The following is a 20,933-nucleotide window of genomic DNA, read 5'->3' as shown; positions in this document are numbered from 1 at the left end:
CGGATTTCGCCAATCTCAAGCGTTTGCAGAAAGAGTGCCGAAATTGCGGCCAGTGTCGCTTCTCCCCGTCACTATACGGGGAGAAGGTGGCGGCAGCCGGATGAGGGGCAGCGCCAACTTGCAAGCTGATTTCAATCTACTCCCGCGAAATAAGCTCTTCGCCGCCGATGACCAGCCTGAGGCCGAGGTCGCCGGCGCGGCGGCGGGCGAGGAAGCGCGGGCGGCGCATGGTCGAGACGCGACCCTTGCGGCGGTCCTGCGCCGGCAGCGCCTTGATGGCGGCGCCGAGCGATTCTTCCAGCGTGCGGGCGATGCCGTCGGCCTCGATCAGCAGCATCGGCAGGCGGTAGGCGTCGGCCCAGGCGCGCCAGTCGGCGGCGACGTCGTCGAGATCGTCGGCGACCAGCAGCGGCACCGACAGCATCGGGTCATTGTGCAGAAGCTCAAGCGTCACTGTGACATTGCCATCCGGATCCTCCATCGCGCGGGCGGCGACGCCGCGAAACGCGTTGGCGGGCAGAGCGATGATCGCCGGCACGCCGCTCATCTCCAGCGTGCGGCGGATAACCGCGCCGCGCTGGTCGATGGTGAAGGTAACGTCGCCATAGTCGTCGCGGGTGGCGTAGCTCACCACCTGCGGCAGGCGGAATGGGTCGAGGCGCATATTGCGGCCGGCCCAGACTGGCTTCAGTCCAGTGTTCATATCGTGCCTTTCCTGTTTCTCCTGAGAGCCGGTGTTTCCGGTTCTCCGGGCCGGTTTTCCCAGCCTCGTTTGTGGAGAAACATTAGCGCGGGCTTCTTATCCTCGCGCTTAAGAAAGTCGGTTAAATTTTGCTGATCCGGGGCGGATGGTTATCGGAATGCCAACCGGCACAGGCCGGCGAAAGGATCAGATAACCTTACCCGGATTCATGATGCCGGCCGGATCGAAGGCGGCCCTCACCCTGCGCATCAGCTCGATCGCCATCGGCGGCGCCGTCGCGATCAATTCGTCCCGCTTCAACTGGCCGATGCCGTGCTCGGCCGAGATCGAGCCATGAAACGCGCGCACGACGTCGTGCACGGCCTTGTTCATGACGTGGTAAAGGCCGAGAAACGCCTCGTCATCGCCGTCGGCCGGCCGGGAGATGTTATAGTGCAGGTTGCCGTCGCCCATGTGGCCGAAGCAGACGACGCGCGCGCCGGGACTGACCGATTGCACGACGACGGCGGCCTTTTCAATGAAGGGCGGGATTGACGCCACCGGCACCGAGATGTCGTGCTTGATCGAGGCACCTTCCGGTTTCTGCGCCTCGGGCAGCACCTCGCGGAAATTCCAGAACGCATCGCCCTGGGCCATGCTTGCCGCGATCACCGCATCGCCGACGATCCCTTGCTCGAGGCCTGCCTCCAGCACCTCCTCGATCAGCGCCCTTGCGTCGTCGGCCGAACGGCCCGACGAGATCTGCATCAGCACATACCACGGCCAATCGCAGGCAAGCGGCCGCACCACGCCTTGTGCGTGGGCAAGCGTGAAGTCGTAGGGCCTCTGGCCGATCAGCTCGAAGGCGGTGAGCGCTGCCCCTGCACGGTCCATCGCCAGGCTGAACAGCGACAATGCCGCCTCCGGCGATGACAGGCCGGCAAACGCCACCTCGCGCCCCTTGGGCTTGGGGAACAGCTTGAGCACGGCGGCGGTGATGATGCCGAGCGTGCCTTCCGCGCCGACGAACAGGTTCTTCAGATCGTAACCGGTATTGTCTTTTTTCAGCTTGCGCAGATCGTCGAACACTTCACCGGTCGGCAGCACCACTTCGACGCCGAGGCAGAGCTCGCGCGCATTGCCGTAGGCAAGCACGCCGGTGCCGCCGGCGTTGGAGGAGAGATTGCCGCCGATCTGGCAGGAGCCTTGCGCGGCAAGCGACAGCGGAAACAGCCGGTCGGCGGCATCGGCCGCTTCCTGCAGCGTCTGCAGGATGACGCCGGTTTCGACCGTCACCGTGTTGGACAGTGTATCGATCTCGCGGATGCGGTTCAGCCGCGACAGCGACAGCACGATCTCGCGGCCGGATGCGTCCGGCACCTGGGCGCCGACCAGCCCGGTGTTGCCGCTTTGCGGCACGATGGGCGTGCCGGTTTCGGTCGCCAGCCGCATGATGCTGCTGACCTCCTCGACGGTCCCCGGCCTCAGCACCAAAGCCGTCCTGCCGTGCCAAAGTCCGCGCCGCTCGGTGAGGTAAGGCGCGATGTCCCGCTGATCGCGCAGCGCATATTTGTCGCCGACGATTGCCGCAAAGCGGGCGACGACGGCGGGGTCGAGATCGGGGGAAATGTCGTTCATGGGTGGAAACTATGGTGCTCAATCCATCTTGTCACGCGGGGCGATCTTGTCACGCGGGGCGGCGGCGCGCGAAAGCCGGTCGTTGATCGCCTCGCCCAGCCCTTCGAACGGGATCGGCTCGACGGCGATGGTTTTGGCGCCACTGTCATCGAGATCCTGCAGATGGGCGAAGAGATTGCTTGCCGCCTCGCGCAGGTCGCCGGTCTCCGACAAGTTGCGCAGGGCGGCTGCATCGCGCCAGCCTTCGGCACGGCGGCGGCCGAAGGCCAGCAAGGCTTCCCCCGGTGCGACCTCCGCAGCATTGAGCCGCACCGCCGCACCTGGCGCATAGTGCGAGGCGAGCATGCCGGGCGCCTCGACGACCGAAGCGCCGCGCAGCAACTTTGACCCGGCCACCGCTTCGATCTCTTCGGCGGCAATGCCGCCCGGCCGCAGCAGCCGCAGCTTTCCAGCTTCAACCTTGACAATGGTCGATTCCAGCCCGACCGGCGTCGCGCCGCCATCGACCACAAGCTTGATCCGGGGACCGAGATCGGCGGCCACGGCATCGGCCGTCGTGGCGCTGATCCTGCCCGAGGAATTGGCGCTGGGCGCCGCCAGCGCGCGGCCGAACCTGGCGATCAGCTCGCCGCCAAAGCCTTTCGGCATGCGCAGCGCGATCGTTTCCAGACCGGCGGTGACCAGCGGATGAATGCCGTTGCCGGGCCGTTGCGGCAGCACCAGCGTCAGCGGCCCCGGCCAGAATGCCTGCGCCAATCTTTCCGACAGCGGATCGAACAGCGCGATGCGCTCGGCCATCGCCGGGTCGGCTATGTGGGCGATCAGCGGGTTGAAGCGAGGGCGGCCCTTGGCTTCGAAGATACGAGCCACGGCAACGCCATTGGTCGCGTCGCCGGCCAGCCCATAGACGGTCTCGGTCGGGATGGCGACGACATCGCCGCTCTCGAGCAGCGCCAACGCCCTTTCCATCGCCTCGCCGACGGCACGAATTTCAGCCACTGTCGTCACCTCACGGATGCGGGTGCCTAATACGCTGACGCCGACGGAGCAAGTCCGGGCGTAGGCGAATCGCAAATCGCTAAAATGCTCTGTTTCCCCGCAAGCCGGCATCAACTGCCCTCGGCTACGGTGCCGTCTTGTTGGGCAAGGGGAATTATCATGCTTTCGATGCGTATCGTTGGAGCGCTTGGTCTGGCGTTTATGGCCGGCACGGCACAGGCCTCATCGCTCGTTTTTCTCGGGCAAACCACGGCGACGCCTTCGGTTGTAAGTGCCGGCGCGCTCGAACGGGCGAAAACACCGTCGATCGTCGCGCTCGGCGAGAAGTTGCCTGACGTCAATGAAAACGTCGCCGATGAAAAGGTCGCGGCGATCCCGAGCCAGCCGAGTCATGGCTTCGACGGAAGTCCGATGATCATTCGCGGCGGTATCGTCGGCGATGCCTTTGCAACGCCCGCGCCCAAGGCCGCGCCGGCCACCGCTGCCGCGCCCGCCGCGGACAGCAAGGCCGACCCAAAGGTCGCCAGCAAAACCCCTGAACCAGCTGCGCAGCAGCCTGCGCCGCTAGCAGCTCCCGACCAGCCGAAATAGCGCCACAAGCGATGATTTTTCCCGGACGTCAGCCGGCTATCTTGGAGAAATCCGCGACCCGGTCGGTCGCCGCGCGGATGCGGGCGAGCAATGCCAGGCGATTGGCACGCACGGCCTGGTCCTCATCGTTTACCAGGACTTTCTCAAAGAATGAATCAACCGGCTCGCGCAACACGCTAAGCGCCAGCATGGCGGCGGAAAAGTCTTCGTTTTGAATTGCTTCGCCGGCTTGCTTCTCGGCCTGATTGACTGCGGCGTACAAGGTTTTTTCGGCGCCCTCCCGGAACAGCGCCGGCTCAACACGGTCGGCGATCGTCGTGTTCTTCTTCTCCTCGGCAGCCACGATGTTGGCAGCGCGCTTGGTGCCGGCAAGCAGGTTCCTGCCGTCCTCGCTGTCGAGGAAGGAGCCAAGCGCTTCGACGCGGCGGACGATTTGCAGGAGGTCGTCGTTGGACGATTGGCCGATCTCCCCCCTAGAGGGGGAGATGCCCGGCAGGGCAGAGGGGGGCGCGACAGAATGAGAGGCTGGCGGGACAGCGCCCCCCTCTGTCGGCTGCGCCGACATCTCCCCCTCTAGGGGGGAGATCGGGCGCGAACCTGCCGCCAGAACCGCGTCGATCAGATCATGCCGCGCGCCCTGATCGCGGAGATAGACTTTCAGGCGGTCGTGGAAGAAGGACAGGAGATCGGCAATTATCTCAGACGCGGAATGGTCCGGTAATTCGACGCCGCGTATTTCCGAGGACAGCGAACCTGCCCGTTCACTGATCAAATCGTCGGCTGATCCAACGCCAGTAGTGAAATCGCCCTCGTCGTCCGCTCGCCAAACCACCGAAAACCGATTGCCGCGATTGAAGGTAAGCCCGAACAGCGAGTTTAAAAACTGGCGCTGGAGCGGCAGTCTCACCCCGTTCTCGACCAAAGTCCTGACCACTCCCAGCGCCGCTCTTCTGAGCGCATAGGGGTCCTTCGATCCGGTCGGCTTCTCATCGATGGCCCAGAACCCAACCAGCGTATCGAGCTTGTCTGAGAGCGCCACGGCCACCGATACCGGATCGGTCGGCACGCGGTCGGACGGGCCCTGCGGCTTGTAGTGTTCCTCGATCGCCGCGGCGACGGAAGGATGCTCGCCCTGCAGCAGCGCGTATTTGCGGCCCATGGCGCCTTGCAGTTCCGGGAACTCGCCAACCACTTCGGTGGTGAGGTCGGCCTTGGCGAGGACGGCAGCGCGGCGCGCCAGCGCGGTAATCTCCCCCCTCGAGGGGGAGATGTCACCGAAGGCGACAGAGGGGGTCATCTCGCGTGGAGCGCCAACTTCCTCTTGCTTCGAAACGTCAGGTCGCGTCGCGCCAGCCGAGGCGACCCCCTCTGGCCTGCCGGCCATCTCCCCCTCAAGGGGGGAGATTGAACTCGCCACGAGCGGTGCCAGTTCTTCCGCCAGCCTGGCAATCCGCTCCACCCGCTCGCCTTGCGTGCCGAGCTTGGCATGAAACGTTACATTGAGGTGGTCGAGGCGGGCCATGCGCTGGTCGAGCGGTTTTTCTAGATCAAGCCCGAACTTTTCCGCCGATGCCTGCAGCTGGTCGAGATCCGGCAGGTCGCCCTGGTCGGTCTTCCAGAAATAGAGCGCGTCGGACAGGCGCGCGCGCACCACCTTGCCATTGCCATGGGCGATCTCCTTGCCGCCATCCTTGGCCTCGATATCGGCGGTCAGGATAAAGCGGTTGGAAAGCTCTTCGCCCGCGCCATGTGGCCGCGTCACGAAGCACTTCTGGTTGGCGCGGATGGTGAGCCGGATTACCTCGGCCGGAATGGCGAGAAAATCCTGCTCGAATTCGCCCATCAGCACGACAGGCCATTCGACCAGGCCCGACACTTCCTCCAGCAGCCCCTCGTCCTCGACGAGGTCGAGCCCGCTGGCGAAGGCGAGGTTCCTGGCATCGGCAAGGATGATCTCTTTGCGCCTGTCGGCATCGAGCACGACCTTGGCCGCCTCAAGCCTGGCGACATAATCGTCGAAGCGGCGCACCGTGATGGCGCCAGGCGCATGGAAACGGTGGCCGTAAGTGATATTGCCTGAGCGGATGCCGTCGATCTCGAAATCGACGACCACCGGCTCCTCGGTTTCGGGGCCGAAGGTGCACAGGATCGATTGCAGCGGCCGCACCCAGCGCAGCGAGCCGGGCTTGGCCGAAGCCGGCCCCCAGCGCATCGATTTCGGCCAGGGGAAGTTGCGGATGATGCCCGGCACCAGCTCGGCGATGATCTGCTCCGCCGGCCTGCCCGGCCTGGAAATATGGGCGACGTAGAAGTCGCCCTTCTTCGGATCGGAATGCACATGCGCCTCGGCAATCGAGGCAAGGCCGGCCTTGCGCAGAAAACCCTGCACCGCCGGCTCGGGCGCCTTGGTCGAGGGACCCTTGATCTCCTCGCTGATGTCCTTCGAGCGCGCGGTCAGGCCGCGAATGTCGAGCGTCAACCGGCGCGGCGTCCAATATTCGCGCGCCGCCTCATAGGTCAGCCCGGCTTCGACCAGCCCGTCGGTCAAAAGCTTCCTGAGATCGCCGGCAGCCTTGCGCTGCATGCGGGCGGGAATCTCTTCCGAACGGAGTTCTAAAAGCAGGTCGGGCATCGAAGGAACTCATGGACAAAAATAGCCGCCGCTTCGCGGCGACCTCCCCCATCGAGGGGGAGGTAAGCGGGGGCATAGCAACTCGGCTGGCCGCTGTCACCCTTCCCCGCTCGATCGGGACGTCTAACGGCGATTTCCGAAAAAATTCAGCCGCCTGTCGGACACGCGCCGGTCCGCCCGTCCTTGGATCAAAGATTTCCCTGAACCGAACGCAGCGCTGAAGCGACCAACGCTCAGGCAGAGAGCTATTGGCTGACCGACCATGAGAACGGCATCGACATTCCTGCAGATCCTCGCGCTCAGCGCCTGTTTTACAGCGCAGGTGCACGGCACGTTCTCGATGCCCGGCGTCAGGCAAGCGCTGCGGACAATAGCCGGTGCAAGCGGCCTAGGCACGTTGCCAATCAGCACTCCTGCCGAATTCGCCCTGAGCTAGGCCGCCAGCCCGCCCGCCTGCGTCAGCAGAAACGCCTCGCCGCAGGCTTTGGCCAGATTGCGCACCCGCAAAATATAACTCTGGCGCTCGGTGACCGAAATCACGCCGCGTGCGTCGAGCAGATTGAAGACGTGGCTGGCCTTGATGCACTGGTCGTAGGCGGGGAAGACCATGCGGTGGTATCCCTCCCCCTTGAGCGGAAGGTGGCCAGACAAGGTCTGGCCGGGAGGGGTCGCCCGTGCAGTGCTCGACGCCTGACCTGCAGTGCCTTCTGAGGTGACCCCCTCTGCCCGCTTCGCGGGCATCTCCCCCTCAAGGGGGGAGACAGGCGCGCCGGCTTCGAGCAGCGCCTTGCACTCGGCTTCGGCGTCCTGGAAATGCCTGAGCAGCATTGCGGTGTTGGCAAATTCGAAATTATGGCGCGAATATTCCTGCTCGGCCTGCAGGAAGACGTCGCCATAGGTCACCTTGTCGGCGCCTTCGCGGCCGTTGAAGTTGAGGTCGTAGACATTGTCGATGCCCTGCACATACATGGCCAGCCGTTCCAGCCCGTAAGTGAGCTCGCCCGCCACCGGGGAGCATTCGATGCCGCAGACCTGCTGGAAATAGGTGAACTGCGAGACCTCCATGCCGTCGCACCAGCACTCCCAGCCCAGCCCCCAGGCGCCCAGCGTCGGGCTTTCCCAGTCGTCCTCGACGAAGCGGATGTCATGCAGCAGCGGATCGATGCCGATCGCGGCCAGCGAGCCGAGGTAAAGCTCCTGCAGATTGGGCGGATTGGGCTTCAGGATCACCTGGTATTGGTAATAGTGCTGCAGCCGGTTCGGGTTCTCGCCATAGCGGCCGTCCTTGGGGCGGCGCGAGGGCTGGACATAGGCCGCGTTCCAGCGTTTTGGACCGAGCGCGCGCAACGTCGTTGCCGGATGGAATGTGCCGGCGCCGACTTCCATGTCGTAAGGCTGAAGGACGACGCAGCCATAGTCCGCCCAATAATTATGCAACGTCAGGATCAGCCCCTGGAACGAGCGGCTGGGGTGCATGTGGGCAGGAATGGTCACGGCGGCCTCGGCGGGAAAGGCGGGATGCCGGCACGTCCTAGATGCCTGGCCAGCAAGCGTCAAGGCAGAGGGGGTCAGGCCTTTGAAGGTGTTCCCTTCTCCCCTTGTGGGAGAAGGTGGCCGAGCGAAGCTCGGTCGGATGAGGGGTGTTCCAGCCCGACGGCAATCCGTCCGACACCCCTCAACCGTCTCGGCGCTGCGCGCCGATCCACCTTCTCCCACAAGGGGAGAAGGAAGAAGGGTCACCCCTTAGGGGCGGGCGCCGGCAAGGGCTTTACGTTCGGGGTTTCCTGCGCCGTGTTGGATTCGATCGGCGGCAGGCCTTTCATCAGCTTTTGCTGCAAGGCGGCAAGCACATCCGGGTCCGGCTTCAGGTCGCGGGCCTGGTTCCACTGGAAGGTGGCTTCCAGCTTGCGGCCGACGCGCCAGTAAGCGTCGCCGAGGTGATCGTTGAGCACCGGATCCTCCGGCTTCAACGAAACGGCGCGTTCCATTTCGCGCACCGCGTCGTCGAACTGGCCAAGGCGGTAATAGGCCCAGCCCAGCGAATCGACGATGTAGCCGTCGCTCGGCCTCAGGTCGACGGCCTTCTGGATCATCGCGAGGCCTTCCTTGAGGTTCATGTTCTTGTCGACCCAGGAATAGCCGAGATAGTTCAGGACCTGCGGCTGGTCGGGGTAGAGCTCCAGCGCCTTGCGGAAATTCGGCTCGGCCTTCGGCCATTCCTTCAGCCGCTCATAGGCGATGCCGCGCTGGTAGAAGATGTTCCAGTTGGCGGCGGTCGGCGTCTTCAGCACCTCGACTGCCTTGTCGTAAAGATTGGCGGCGGAGCGGAAATCCTCCTTCGAGGAATAGACGCCGCCGAGCGCCAGATAGGCGCGCATGTCGTCTGGATGCGCATCGACGATGGCCTTGAGGTGAGCGATCGCCTCGTCGTTGCGGTCGAGATCGGCAAGGTTGAGGCCAAGCTGCAGGTCCGAAAGCTGCTTCAGCGGCGAGCCGGCGGGAATGCGGCGATAGAGCGCGATGGCGCCCTCGCCGTCTTTCAACTGCTCGGCAACGGCGGCAAGCTGAACGAGCGCCGCGTCGTTGTCGGGCCGCAGCGCCAGGGCATATTGCAGATAAAGCCGCACGAACGGCTCGCCGCCGCCGCGGTTGAGCGCGGTGGCGAGATCGAGCAGGATTTCCGAGGCGCCGTCCGACGGACCGGCAACGAAGGGCTCGATCTTTTCGCCCTTGTTGATCTTGTCGCGAAGGGCTGCAATCTCGACCTTGCCGGGCGCAAACGCCTCGGCTTTGTCGAGCACCGACAGCGCCTTGGCCTTGTCGCCTTTGCGGGCGAGGAAAGAGGCGTAGGCCTGCGCGTTGCGCATCCATGTTTCGGGGGCCGCACCGCCGGCGGCGGTGTCCTGCACGGTGGCGGTGTAGAGCGCATCCGCCCTGTCGGGCAGGCCAGAGGCGTCGGCAATCAAGGCGCGGTGGAAGGACTTGAACAGGCTGAACCAGTCGGGGCCTTGCAGCTTGTCGATGGAAGCCATGGCCTCGCCGGCGTCACCCGCACCCTGCTTGGCCCAGCCGGTCATGACGCCGGAGATCAGCCGGTCGAGATCGGACTCGAGCGACAGCTTGAGCCAGTATTCGGCCTTGGAGAAATCCTTCTTGTGGAAGGAATCGATGGCCAGCGCCAGGCGCGAGAAGCGCTCGACATCGGGAACCGCCTTGAGCTTGTCGGCATAGACCAGGGATTCGTCGAAGCGCCCCTGCGCGATCAGCGACAGCATCAGGCTCTGCTGCAGTCCCGTATCGTTCGGATCGAAGGCAAGCGCCTGCTTGTAATAGGAAATGGCGCTGTCGAGGTCGTTGTCGCCGTCGGCAATCCTGGCGGCGAGATAGGCCCCCGAGAAGGATGTGATCCTGACCGGCTCGGCGGTCTGTTTGGCATGCGCCGGCAAAGCCGAGATCGCCATGCCCGTCGCGATTGCCAGCCCCGTCAGCCAGCGCGCATATCCTTGCCGCATCATATCCCTTTCAGCCAAACGCCATCTCCGCGTCAGCGGGATCGCCGTAGACTCGATTTTTACAGGTAAAGCATGGCCTTTTTGGGGTCGCGCTTCAACCCGGCCCGAATTCACAATCGGGTCAAGCAATTAATAAACCATGCCGAAAGGGCCTGAACTGCGACTCTTGACCGCGTGGCGTCCGCTTTGGCGGTGCCTGCGCGGTGCTATTTCCCGACGCCGTAAGCGATCCCTAAGCGCCAGCGGTTGAAAGCTTCCGCCATGCAACTTTGCGTGGCAGGATGAGATTTCAATTCTTGCTTCGCCAGCCATGGGGGCGCCGATGCTGGAAGTGCCGCGCGACGAAGAAGCCTTCGCCATCGTCGATCGTATCTACGAAGCAGCGTTCGCCGCCGAGCAGTGGCCGGGAGCGTTGGAAGCGACCAGTGCGATCACGCGCTCGGCAAGCGGCTCGATTTTCATGATCAGCGATCATTCCCCGCTTCGCGCCATCGGCGAGGCGCAGGCCGAGCCCTTGATCGACGCTTTCATGGCAGATTGGAAATTTTCCGAGAGCGTGCAGCGCATGTGCAGCACCCAGCCGGCAAGCTTTGTGCGGGTCGACGACTTCATGACCGGCGATGAGATCGAGCGGGACCCGATCTACGCATGGGCAAGAAATTTCGGCGTCGGATCGCCCGTCTGCACGTCGATTCCCATGCCGAGCGGAGAGCTGGTGCTGTTCGTCTTCCAGCGCTGGCTGAAGGACGGCAAGTACGATCAAGCGGCGATCGACCTGCTGAACGGACTGCGTCCGCATCTGGCGCGGGCCGGCCTTGTTGCCGCGCGTCTTGGCATGGAACGCGCCAGGACCGCCGCATCGGCGCTGGGCGAAATCGGACTGCCGGCCGCTGTCATGAGCGGATCAGGCCGTGTGCTGACGGTCAACCGCCTGCTGGAAGATATGAAGGACGTGTTCATCCCCCAGGCCGGCGGCGGCATGGTGCTTGCGGACCTATCTGCAAACGCGCTTTTCCAGCAAGCCATCATGCACAACGACGACCATCGCGTTGTGCGGTCCATCCCTGTCCCAGCCGTTGAGGGGCGGCCTGCGCTGATCGTTCACCTTTTGCCGTTGCGCCGTGCCGCACATGACATCTTTTCGGGCGCGGATATCCTTGTCGCGGCAACTGCCGTCAGCATCAGCGCGACGGTGCCGTCGCCCGATATCCTTTCGGGCCTGTTCGACTTGACGCCGGCGGAAGCCCGGCTCGCCGTCGTGCTTGCCTCAGGCCGTTCCGTACAGGAAGCCGCCCTCGAAGTCGGTATCGCCGTCAAATCGGCCCGTACTTATCTCGAGCGAATTTTTCGGAAAACCGGAACCAGTCGCCAAAGCCAGTTCGTGGCGCTGCTGACGAGCGCGCGGCCGTTTTCGTGATTTCGGTCAGTCAACCGGCCCGACGTTGCAAGATTGCAACAGCCAGGACTGAAAACGCTGCAAGAACAGGGGGAATGCCGCGAAGTGTAGGCATTTGCCGACTGTCCGGCCGTTGCCGGCTTCATGCATGGTCCATCTCATCGGGAGCTTTGCGATCGGCCGGCGCCGTTCTGGAAAGAAGGGGATAATTCGATGAAGAGCCGTGTTGTAGAAGGCTTTGAGTGGTCGGCTGCATTGGGGGCTGCCGGCATCCTGATGTCGTCCCGCGTGCCGGTTCGCGGGGCCGGAGCTTTGGTGATAGCCGCGGCAGCCGGCCTGGTGGCCCTCGCGCCGACTCCGGCGGCTGCGTTTGTGTGTGAAGATATAAATTATGGCGCAGATGGCGCCGGGGCTTCGCCCACCGGTATGGCATGCGGAACTATCGCCCAAGCTGCGGGCGGATCCTCGACGGCGGTCGGCGGTAGAGCCGTTTCTGATGGAGACCTCAGTACCGCTCTTGGCGATGATGCGTGGGCCGGGGGAATCTCGGGTCCCATCAACCATAACAATGCAAGCACGACGGCTATCGGCGCCCGTGCTCAGGCTGGTGCGGGAGGCCCTAACCAGGCCAACGCTACCGCTCTTGGCGCCTCGGCCAAGGCGAATGCGGTGAATGCCACCGCCCTCGGCACCGGTGCGACGGCCAATTTTGCCGATTCAGTCGCCGTAGGCCAAGGTGTGACCACGACACGCGCCAATCAGGTGGCTATCGGCAACAGCAGCGCCACCTACACTCTATCCGGCATCAACAGCGCAGCCAGCAGGGACGCCCAGAGCGGACCGAAATACCTGGTGACGTCCGACGCCGCGGGCAATCTGGCGACCGCTTCCGTGAACATCGACGAACTCGAAGGACTGGCCGACGACGTTGCAGCCCATACCACCCAGATCGCCTCGCTCAACACCACGGTAAGCAGCCACACGATGCAGCTTGCCGATCACGAGACGCGCATTGCCAACAACACCAACCAGATCAACGCGCTCAACACGACGGTCGGCGATCATACGATCCAGCTTGCCGATCACGAGGCGCGTATCACCAACAATACCAACACGCTCAACCTGCACACCGCGCAGATTTTCAGCCTCGACAGTCGCACCACGATCAACGAGGCTAACATCGCCCTGCTCGACGGCCGCGTCAGCGCGCTGGAAGGCGGGTTGCAGAACCTTGGCGAGCAGGTCAGCGAAAACCGCTCGGAAGCCCGCGCCGGAACGGCGCTTGCGCTGGCGACGGCGGGATTGCGTTACGACGACAGGCCCGGCAAATTGTCGCTGGCCGGCGGCTTTGGCCATTTCAAGGGCCAGTCGGGCCTGGCGCTCGGCCTTGGCTATAGCACGAGCCTGGATTTCCGCCTCAACGCCGCCGTGTCGGCCTCCACCAACCGTGGCGATGTCGGCGTCAGCGTCGGCGCATCGTGGACACTCAACTGATGCAGCCGGCATGACCGCAAAGTTGCCGGGATCGGTGCGGCCGACGGGCAGAATGTTGCTGGCCGCCTTGGTGCTGACGGCAGCCGTTCCGCAGCTTGTCCAGCCTGCCCTGGCGCAAACGTCGAAAACCCAGAAATCGGCCAAGCCGCAGGCGCCGAAGCCGGCCAATATCGACCGCAACGGCGTGCTGATCCTGGTGCGCGGCTCGCTGCTGGCGCTCGACCATGCCAACAAGACGGGGAATTACACGGTGCTGCGCGATCTCGGCGCGCCGGGCTTCCAGACCAACAATGCGGCCAAGCTTGCCGAAATCTTCGCCAGCCACCGCAATGACGGCATCGACCTCGGCGGCGTCGCGGTGCTGGAGCCGCAATTGACGCTGCTGCCGCAGATCGAGTCCAACGGCATGTTGCATATGGCCGGTTTCTTTCCCTCGGTGCCGATGCAGGTCAATTTCGAGCTGTTGTTTGCGCCGGTCGAACGGCAATGGAAGGTGTTCGGCATCTCGGTCGCGCTCAGCAAGGCCGGCCCCGAAGCGCCGGCGACGGAGCCGCAACCGCCAAAGCCTGTCGCCACCGAAATACCCGACCCGCCGACGCCGGCGGTCAATCCCAGAAGGGCCGCCGAACAAGCCGGCAAGTGAGGCGTCACGGCCCTGAAACTCAGGACGTTTGCGAAAGGCTTGCGTCGAGCGCCTGCATGGCGACGGTGACAAGATCGTGCAGCCGCTTTTTCGGCACGCCGTCGCGTGCCTGCACCGAAAGGCCGTGCAGCAGCGTGGCGTAATAATCCCCCAACGTCTCGGCGTCGGTGTCCGGCTTCAATTCGCCATCGCGCACCGCCTGCTTCAACCGCTCGACGATCGATGCGGTACGCGCCAGCCGATGCTCCGCCAGCCATTGCAGCACGGCGTCATTTTCGACGGCGCAATTGGTCGCGGCCGTCACCACCATGCAGCCCTGCGGCTGCCCCGGCCGCGTATAGATTTCGACGGCGTCGCGAAGCATGCGCTCGATAACGCGCCGGACATTTGGTTCTTCCTGCAGTGCGCGTGTGGCGAAGCCGCCCTCATTGGCCTCGTAAAGTGCCACCGCTTCGCGAAACAGATCCTCCTTCGAGCCGAAGGCGGCATAGATGCGCGCCGATGCGAGACCAAGCGCCGATACGAGATCGGCCATCGAGGTGCCCTCGTAGCCGCGTCTCCAGAAAGCGTCGCGGGCTTTCTCCAGCGCCTGGTCGCGGTCGAACTCCCTTGGCCTTCCCGCCATGGCGGTCTCCAATTTTTGTCGATCAACAAATAATCCGCTTGACTTCGGATTGCAAATCTCAATTCTTTGTCGATCATTAAATAATTGTCGACAAGGAGACCGGCATGAGTTCACTGGATCAAGGCGCGCCGCTCGGGGCGATAACGCAGGGAGCAAGCAGGGCGAAACATGGCGCAACGCTGGCGCTGCTCGCCTTCGCGCAGCTCATCATCTCGCTCGATCTCAACATAGTCTTCGTGGCGTTGCCGGAGATCGGCGCCGGCCTCGGATTTTCAGGCCAGACCCTGCAGTGGGTGGTCAGCGCCTACACCGTCTTCACCGGCGGCTTCCTGCTGTTCGGCGGCCGGGCCGCCGACCTGATCGGCCAGCGCCGCGTCTTCATCTTCGCGCTCTGGCTCTACGCGCTCTCATCTCTGGTCGGCGGCCTCGCCTGGTCGCCGGAAATCATCATCGCGGCCCGCGCCGTGCAAGGCATCGGCGCCGCGTTCCTGTTTCCTGCGACGTTGTCGCTGATCAACCGCCTGTTCGCCGAGGGACCGGAACGCAACCGGGCGCTCGCCGTCTGGGGCGGCGCGGGCGCCAGCGGCCTGACGCTCGGTTCGCTTGCCGGCGGGTTTCTGACCAGCGCCTTCGGCTGGCCGTCGGTCTTCTACGTCAACGTGCTGTTGGCCGGGATCGCCATCATCGCGGCTTTCGCCATCATCCCGCGCGATCGCAAGCGGCACGAGCAGCGCAGCTTCGATCTGCCGGGCGCGCTGACCGTCACCGCCGGCGCGACGCTGCTTGTCTTCACCCTGGTTCAGGGGCCCGAATATGGCTGGGGCTCTGGCGCAATCATCGTCAGCGCAGCACTGGCGGCATTCTTCCTGATCGCCTTCACCGTGATCGAGGCCAACAGCGCCGACCCGCTGATGCCGCTGCGCCTGTTCCACAACCGCAGCCTCGTCGCCGGCATGACGATAACCTTCCTCTACATGGGCACTTTCGGCGCGCTGCCCTACTTCCTCACCGTGCTGCTGCAGAACGTGCACGGCTTCACTGCCTTGCAGACGGGCCTCGCCTTTCTCGTGCCGTCGGTCGCCATCGCCACCGGCACGCAACTCGGCGAGCGTCTGGCAACGCGCTTTTCGACGCGCCGAACCCTGGTCGGCGGCATGATCGTCGGCGCGGTCGGCACAGCATTGATGGTATCAGGCGCGACTGCCGACAGCAGCTATCTGCCCCTCGTACCCGGCCTGATCGTCTCCGGCGTCGGACAAGGCATCGTCTGGACCGCAATGTGGATTGCCGCCGGTTCCGGCGTTGCCCATGACCAGCAAGGCGTCGCCTCGGGGATGGCTTCGACGACGCTCAATGTCGGCAACGCCATCGGCATGGCCGTGCTGATTGCGATTGCGAACAGCCAAATCGGCGAATTGTCCGGCGATGCGTTGAAAATTGCCGTCGCCGACGGCATCCAGGTTGCCTTCCGGCTCGGCTCGCGGCGGCGGGCATCGTCGTCAGTTTGCTGGCAGCAATAGTGCTTCCGGCAAAGGCTCGATGAGAACAGGCGGCGTCCCGGCCTCGCGCCGCGACGCCTGTCAATTCACCCGGCTGATGCAGAAATCGATGACGTCGATCAGTGCAGACTTCTGCGGCGTCGCCTCGAGCGGCGCCAGCGCGTCGCGGGCTATCTCGCCGAAATGGCGGGCGCGCCCGATGGTGTCGGCAATCGCCCCGTGGCGGAGCATCAGGCCGATGGCCTTTTCCAGCCCGGCATCGTCGGCGGCATTGTCCTCGATGGCGCGTTTCCAGAAGCTGCGCTCGGCCTTGGTGCCGCGCCGATAGGCGAGGATCACCGGCAGCGTCACCTTGCCCTCGCGGAAATCGTCGCCGACATTCTTGCCGAGATCCTTGCTGGTGCCGCCGTAATCCAGCGCGTCATCGATCAGCTGGAAGGCAAGGCCGAGATTCATGCCGTAGGAGCGAAGTGCTGCGCGATCATTGCGCGTCGCCTGGGCGATGACCGGGCCGACCTCGGCGGCAGCGGAGAACAGCGCCGCGGTCTTGGCCTTGATCACCGCGAAATGCTCGTCCTCGGTGGTCTCGAGGTTTTTTGCGGCAGCGAGCTGCATCACCTCGCCTTCGGCGATGACCGAAGCGGCGCTGGACAGGATGTCGAGCGCTTCCAGCGAGGCGACATCGACCATCATGCGAAAGGCCTGGCCGAGCAGGAAATCGCCGACCAGAACACTGGCCTGGTTGCCCCAGATCATACGCGCCGTCTTCTTGCCGCGCCGCATGCCGCTTTCGTCGACGACGTCGTCGTGGAGAAGTGTCGCGGTATGCATGAATTCGACCGATGTGGCGAGCTTGACATGGCCGTCGCCGGAATAGCCGAACATCTGGGCGGCGGCGAGCGTCAGCATCGGCCGCAGCCGTTTGCCGCCCGACGAGATCAGATGGTTGGCAATCTCCGGGATCATCTCGACATCGGAGCCGGCCTTCGACAGGATCAATTTGTTGACGCGCCCCATGTCGGCCGCTGTCAGGTCGATGAGGTCCTTTATCGAGGCGGCTTCGCGCTTCCCGTTTTCAATGTTGAGAACGACACCCACGGCAAAACTCCCAACCTCGATATGCACGACGGCAACATGGTCCCTGGACAGACTCTAGGGTGTCACCCACTGCTGCGGCAAGAGGCGAATTGGCGCGCCGGCTCTGGTACATGATCACGCCTACGTTTACATCAACGCCGCAAACTGCGAGTTTAGGGCCATGATCTATCGATATGATCGAAATGGTGTGAGGCCATCTGTCCGGATACGCGGAGCGAAGGCGCAGGAAGCCATTCGGCTTTCAAGTCCTTCGCGACAAAGTAGCCGGGCAGATGGACCACATCCTCCGGACGCCGAAACGGCTGCAAGCTGCGTCGTCGAACCGCTCGGCCGGGGGAAAGACCCCGACCTTCACGCTTCTCCTCGCATCTTCTTGCCGTTTCAGGCGCCATTTCGACCATATCGATAGATCATGGCCCTAATCCGATGATAGAGCTCATCCGCACCAACGACGCCGTCATCATTTCGTTTGTCGAATCGCTCATGCGCGATGCCGGCATCGGCTGTTTCGTCGCCGACCAGAACATGAGCGTCCTCGACGGCTCGATCGGCATCCTGCCCCGCCGTGTCATGGTGGACGCCGACAAGGCCGATGCGGCGCGGCGCATCCTGACGGATGCCGGCATCGCTAACGAGATCCGCCAAAAATAATGTCCGCGTCGCCCGCTGCCCTTGTCCCGGACATGCCGGCTCATACGGTCGATGCCTTTCATCGCGGTCGCTTCTGGCTGGTGCAGCCGAGAAAGGCGGGCCACCGCGCCGGCATGGATGCGATGATGCTGGCGGCTGCCGTGCCGTCCTCCTTCGCCGGGCGGCTTGCCGATTTTGGCGCGGGCGCTGGTGCGGCCGGCCTGGCGGTCCTGTCGCGCTGCCCCGGGGCCGCGGCCGTGCTCGTCGAGCGTTCCCCGGAAATGGCGGCCTTCGCCACCACCACGCTTGCCCACCCCGGCAATGCGCATCTCAGCGACCGCGCCTCGGTGCTCGTCGCCGATGTCGCGCTGTCGGGCCGGGCGCGAACGGCCGCCGGACTTGAGGACAACAGCTTCGATTTCGTCATCATGAACCCGCCGTTCAATGCCGCCGAGGATCGCGCGACGCCCGATCCGCTGAGAAAGGCCGCGCATGTCTCGGAGGACGGGCTGTTCGACAGCTGGATCCGCAGCGCGGCCGCGGTGGTCAGGCCGGGCGGCGGGCTGGCCGTCATCGCCCGGCCGGAACAGCTCGGCGCCATCCTCGATGCCATCGCCGGCCGCTTCGGCGATGCCGAGATGCTGGCCGTCCATCCTCGCCCCGAAGCGGCGGCGATCCGCATCGTCGTCCGGGCAGCACTCGGCGCACGCGGCAAACTGTCGATCCAACCACCGCTGATGCTGCATGCCTATTCAGGCAATGGCCCTTCGGAGCGGGCAGAGCTGATCAATAACGGGCTGGCGTCGCTTTTCGGAGACTGATCCATTCTGATTGCCGGGGTGACGGCATTGCCGTTGGCCGGCGAATTCCTACATGCGTCAAGCAAATCGACCGGAGACCGCCCCCTCGTGAAACGCCTTTTCAACCGCCTGCTGCCGAAATCCTGGCGCTCCGCCGTCGTCACCATTCCGGTCATCCGGCTGCACGGCACGATCATGCCCGGCGGCGGCCAGTTCCGGCCGAGCCTGTCGCTCGCTTCCACCGCCGGCCTTCTCGAAAAGCTGTTTTCCTTCGACGCGCCGGCGGTCGCCATCTCGATCAATTCGCCAGGCGGCTCGCCGGTGCAGTCGCGGCTGATCTTCAGGCGCATCCGCGACCTGGCGAGCGAGAAGAACAAGAAGGTCCTGGTTTTCGTCGAGGACGTGGCGGCATCGGGCGGCTACATGATCGCGGTCGCCGGCGACGAGATCTTTGCCGACCCGTCCTCCATCGTCGGCTCGATCGGCGTGGTGTCGGCCTCGTTCGGCTTTCCGGAGCTGTTGAAGAAGATCGGCATCGAGCGCCGCGTCCACACCGCCGGCCAGAACAAGGCGGTGCTCGACCCGTTCAAGCCGGAAAAGAAGGAGGACGTCGAGCGCCTGAAGGCGCTGCAGCTCGAGGTCCACGAGACCTTCATCGACCTCGTCAAGGACAGGCGCGGCAGCAAGCTCAAGGACGATCCCGACCTGTTCACCGGCCTGTTCTGGACGGCCAAGAAGGGGCTTGAACTCGGACTGGTCGATGCGCTCGGCGACATGCGCAGCGTGCTGAAGAGCCGTTTCGGGCCGAAAACCCAGCTCAAGCTGATCACCGCGCCGCGCGGCCTGTTCGGCCGCTTCGGCCTGTTCGGCTCGAGCTTTTCGGCGCCCGATATCGCCGCCGCCGCGGCAAGCGGCGTCATCGATGCGGCGGAAGAGCGCGCGCTGTGGGCGCGCTTCGGGCTTTGAAAAGCCGGTGAAAGCGTCTAGCATAAATCATCAACCGACCCGACCGGCGGCCTTGCCGGCCTTGCGAGGGAGGAGTTTGACATGCCGCAGATCATTTTCTTCGCCGTCGTCGGCATTGCCGCCTATTTCGGCTACCGCTCCTTCGTCAGGGAAGCCGAGCGTGTGACCGCCAAGGTGCGGCGTACCGAAAAGCAGGCCGCCAACGGTACAATGGGAACATTGGTCAAGGACCCGAAGACCGGCGAATACCGTCTGGCCAAGGATTGACCGTCGTCCCCCTCGCGGCCGAGCCAGTGAACGCCGAGGCCAGCATCCGGGCGTCGCATGCGCACGGCAAGATAAATCTCGCGCTGCACGTCACCGGCCAGCGCGCCGACGGCTATCACACGATCGAAAGCCTGGCTGTGTTCACGCGCTTCGGCGACCGCATCGAAACGGAACTTGCCGACAGCGATGGGTTTTCCATGTCCGGCAAATACGCCTCCGCGGTGCCTGTCGACGACAATAATCTGGTGGTGAGAGCGCGCGATGCACTGCGGCGCGAGGCCGGTCCCCAGCACGCACCGGCTGTCGCCATCAGACTCGAAAAGAACCTGCCGGTCGCGTCCGGTGTCGGCGGCGGGTCGAGCGATGCGGCGGCTGTGCTGCGCGCCCTGGTCCAGACCTGGAGCCTCGACATCGGCGATGCCGAACTGGCGCGGATCGGCCTGTCGCTCGGCGCCGACGTGCCGATGTGCCTCGCAGCCAAGCCGCTGATAGCCCGCGGCATCGGCGACGAGCTGACGCTCGTGCCGGGTTTCCCGGCGCTGGGTCTGGTGCTCGTCAATCCCGGCACTGCCGTCTCGACGGCCGACGTGTTCGAAGCGCTTGGCCGCCGCGACAATGCGGGACTGCCGCCGCTGCCGCGCAACCTCGACTTCCACAGCATCCGCAACTGGCTGGAGATCACCCGCAATGATCTCGAGCCTGCGGCGCGCGCAATCCAGCCCGCGATCGGCAAGGCGCTTTCCGTGCTCAACAAGGCCGGAGCCGGTTTTGCCAGGATGTCCGGCTCCGGCGCCACCTGCTTCGGGCTGTTCGAGACCGGCAATGTGGCCAAGCGCGCGGCCGTCGATATTCGCAGCCGCCATCCCGACTGGTTTGTCGCGGCGACGCGAAGCGTGACATCGGAGGTTGATGCCCATGGCCAGGATTGACGAGAGCCGCCCCTTCGTTCCCGTGCACATCGCAGTACTGACCGTTTCCGATACGCGCAGCCTCGCCGACGACAAATCCGGGCAGACGCTGGCCGACCGCATTGCCGAGGCCGGCCATGTCCTGGCCGCCCGCGACATCGTCACCGACGACCGCGACAAGATCCGCGACAAGGTCCTGGGCTGGTCAAGGGACGAAGCGATTGATGTCGTCATCACCACCGGCGGCACCGGCTTCACCGGCCGCGACGTGACGCCGGAAGCGCTGGAGCCGATCTTCGAAAAGCGCATGGACGGCTTTTCCGAAGTGTTCCACCGCATCTCCTACGACAAGATCGGCACTTCGACGATCCAGAGCCGGGCAACCGGCGGCGTCGTCAACGCCACCTTCGTTTTCGTGCTGCCGGGCTCGCCCGGCGCCTGCAAGGACGCCTGGGACGGCATCTTGAAGCCGCAGCTCGACTATCGGCACATGCCCTGCAACTTCGTCGAGATCATGCCGCGGCTGGACGAGCATTTGCGGCGCGGCTGAGAC

18 protein-coding genes and 2 pseudogenes are annotated in these 20,933 nt (G+C 64.4%); 11 read left to right on the top strand and 9 right to left on the bottom strand.

From position 1 onward, the window contains the following. Positions 1–136: 136 nt before the first annotated feature. From NKH67_RS09445 to NKH67_RS09435, 3 genes are all read right to left on the bottom strand, one after another. Complete coding sequence (locus NKH67_RS09445) at positions 137–703, bottom strand: DUF6101 family protein (RefSeq protein ID WP_023674094.1); 567 nt, start codon at positions 701–703, stop codon at positions 137–139. A 186-nt stretch (positions 704–889) separates the two neighbouring features. Further along, positions 890–2,320: an FAD-binding oxidoreductase gene (locus NKH67_RS09440; RefSeq protein ID WP_353030673.1), complete on the bottom strand. Its 1,431-nt coding sequence runs from the start codon at positions 2,318–2,320 to the stop codon at positions 890–892. Positions 2,321–2,338: 18 nt separating this feature from the next. Beyond that, positions 2,339–3,319: an L-threonylcarbamoyladenylate synthase gene (locus tag NKH67_RS09435; RefSeq protein ID WP_352969360.1), complete on the bottom strand. Its 981-nt coding sequence runs from the start codon at positions 3,317–3,319 to the stop codon at positions 2,339–2,341. 201 nt (positions 3,320–3,520) lie between these two features. Here NKH67_RS09435 and NKH67_RS09430 point away from each other — a divergent pair, with 201 nt between their 5' ends. Beyond that, the gene (locus NKH67_RS09430) at positions 3,521–3,910 is read left to right on the top strand and encodes a hypothetical protein (protein WP_353030670.1); all 390 of its coding nucleotides are present in this window, start codon (positions 3,521–3,523) and stop codon (positions 3,908–3,910) included. A 28-nt stretch (positions 3,911–3,938) separates the two neighbouring features. Here NKH67_RS09430 and glyS read toward each other — a convergent pair whose 3' ends face one another. From glyS to NKH67_RS09410, 4 genes and pseudogenes are all read right to left on the bottom strand, one after another. After that, positions 3,939–6,542 carry a glycine--tRNA ligase subunit beta gene (glyS, locus tag NKH67_RS09425; protein ID WP_353030668.1) on the bottom strand — a complete coding sequence of 868 codons (2,604 nt, stop codon included), beginning with the start codon at positions 6,540–6,542 and terminating at the stop codon, positions 3,939–3,941. Between the two features lie 432 nt (positions 6,543–6,974). Then, a pseudogene (locus tag NKH67_RS09420) lies at positions 6,975–7,157 on the bottom strand (glycine--tRNA ligase subunit alpha); the annotation flags it as partial. 147 nt (positions 7,158–7,304) lie between these two features. Further along, positions 7,305–8,018, bottom strand: a pseudogene (locus NKH67_RS09415) (glycine--tRNA ligase subunit alpha); the annotation flags it as partial. Between the two features lie 260 nt (positions 8,019–8,278). Continuing rightward, positions 8,279–10,054 carry a tetratricopeptide repeat protein gene (locus NKH67_RS09410; RefSeq protein ID WP_352851690.1) on the bottom strand — a complete coding sequence of 592 codons (1,776 nt, stop codon included), beginning with the start codon at positions 10,052–10,054 and terminating at the stop codon, positions 8,279–8,281. 322 nt (positions 10,055–10,376) lie between these two features. Between NKH67_RS09410 and NKH67_RS09405 the strand changes: the two genes are divergently transcribed. The 3 genes from NKH67_RS09405 (at position 10,377) to NKH67_RS09395 (ending at position 13,587) form a co-directional block, all read left to right on the top strand. Further along, complete coding sequence (locus tag NKH67_RS09405) at positions 10,377–11,471, top strand: helix-turn-helix transcriptional regulator (RefSeq protein ID WP_353030666.1); 1,095 nt, start codon at positions 10,377–10,379, stop codon at positions 11,469–11,471. 123 nt (positions 11,472–11,594) lie between these two features. Next, positions 11,595–12,944, top strand: a complete 1,350-nt coding sequence (locus NKH67_RS09400) for a YadA-like family protein (protein ID WP_353030663.1) — start codon at positions 11,595–11,597, stop codon at positions 12,942–12,944. A 10-nt stretch (positions 12,945–12,954) separates the two neighbouring features. After that, entirely contained in the window at positions 12,955–13,587 is a 633-nt protein-coding gene (locus NKH67_RS09395; RefSeq protein ID WP_353030661.1) for a hypothetical protein, read from the top strand. Positions 13,588–13,606: 19 nt separating this feature from the next. Here NKH67_RS09395 and NKH67_RS09390 read toward each other — a convergent pair whose 3' ends face one another. Further along, complete coding sequence (locus tag NKH67_RS09390) at positions 13,607–14,212, bottom strand: TetR/AcrR family transcriptional regulator (protein WP_352768798.1); 606 nt, start codon at positions 14,210–14,212, stop codon at positions 13,607–13,609. Positions 14,213–14,316: 104 nt separating this feature from the next. Between NKH67_RS09390 and NKH67_RS09385 the strand changes: the two genes are divergently transcribed. After that, positions 14,317–15,732, top strand: coding sequence for an MFS transporter (locus NKH67_RS09385; protein WP_353030659.1), 1,416 nt, complete (start codon positions 14,317–14,319; stop codon positions 15,730–15,732). 60 nt (positions 15,733–15,792) lie between these two features. Here NKH67_RS09385 and NKH67_RS09380 read toward each other — a convergent pair whose 3' ends face one another. Further along, positions 15,793–16,809, bottom strand: a complete 1,017-nt coding sequence (locus NKH67_RS09380) for a polyprenyl synthetase family protein (protein WP_254818409.1) — start codon at positions 16,807–16,809, stop codon at positions 15,793–15,795. A gap of 426 nt (positions 16,810–17,235) precedes the next feature. On the opposite strand from NKH67_RS09380, the gene NKH67_RS09375 reads away from it, so the two are divergent. The 6 genes from NKH67_RS09375 to moaB all read left to right on the top strand — a co-directional run bounded on the left by NKH67_RS09375 (position 17,236) and on the right by moaB (position 20,930). Then, positions 17,236–17,460 carry a putative signal transducing protein gene (locus tag NKH67_RS09375; RefSeq protein WP_023674082.1) on the top strand — a complete coding sequence of 75 codons (225 nt, stop codon included), beginning with the start codon at positions 17,236–17,238 and terminating at the stop codon, positions 17,458–17,460. Continuing rightward, on the top strand, positions 17,460–18,260 hold the full coding sequence (locus tag NKH67_RS09370; protein ID WP_352681120.1) for a tRNA1(Val) (adenine(37)-N6)-methyltransferase: 801 nt from the start codon (positions 17,460–17,462) through the stop codon (positions 18,258–18,260). The genes NKH67_RS09375 and NKH67_RS09370 overlap by 1 nt, the downstream gene beginning before the upstream one ends. A gap of 87 nt (positions 18,261–18,347) precedes the next feature. Further along, positions 18,348–19,205: a S49 family peptidase gene (locus NKH67_RS09365; RefSeq protein WP_352501988.1), complete on the top strand. Its 858-nt coding sequence runs from the start codon at positions 18,348–18,350 to the stop codon at positions 19,203–19,205. An 81-nt stretch (positions 19,206–19,286) separates the two neighbouring features. Next, complete coding sequence (locus NKH67_RS09360) at positions 19,287–19,472, top strand: membrane protein (protein WP_023674078.1); 186 nt, start codon at positions 19,287–19,289, stop codon at positions 19,470–19,472. 26 nt (positions 19,473–19,498) lie between these two features. Beyond that, a complete protein-coding gene (locus NKH67_RS09355; RefSeq protein WP_353030717.1) occupies positions 19,499–20,401 on the top strand; it encodes a 4-(cytidine 5'-diphospho)-2-C-methyl-D-erythritol kinase in 903 nt (300 codons plus the stop codon). Continuing rightward, positions 20,388–20,930, top strand: coding sequence for a molybdenum cofactor biosynthesis protein B (gene moaB, locus NKH67_RS09350; RefSeq protein WP_352540121.1), 543 nt, complete (start codon positions 20,388–20,390; stop codon positions 20,928–20,930). The genes NKH67_RS09355 and moaB overlap by 14 nt, the downstream gene beginning before the upstream one ends. Positions 20,931–20,933: the final 3 nt, after the last annotated feature.

Origin of the sequence: Mesorhizobium sp. M0968 (assembly GCF_040319065.1) — a bacterium.
In the GTDB taxonomy this organism is placed as follows: Bacteria; Pseudomonadota; Alphaproteobacteria; order Rhizobiales; family Rhizobiaceae; genus Mesorhizobium.
Note: the sequence above shows the minus strand (reverse complement) of the source record. Positions and strands in the feature narration are given on the sequence as shown.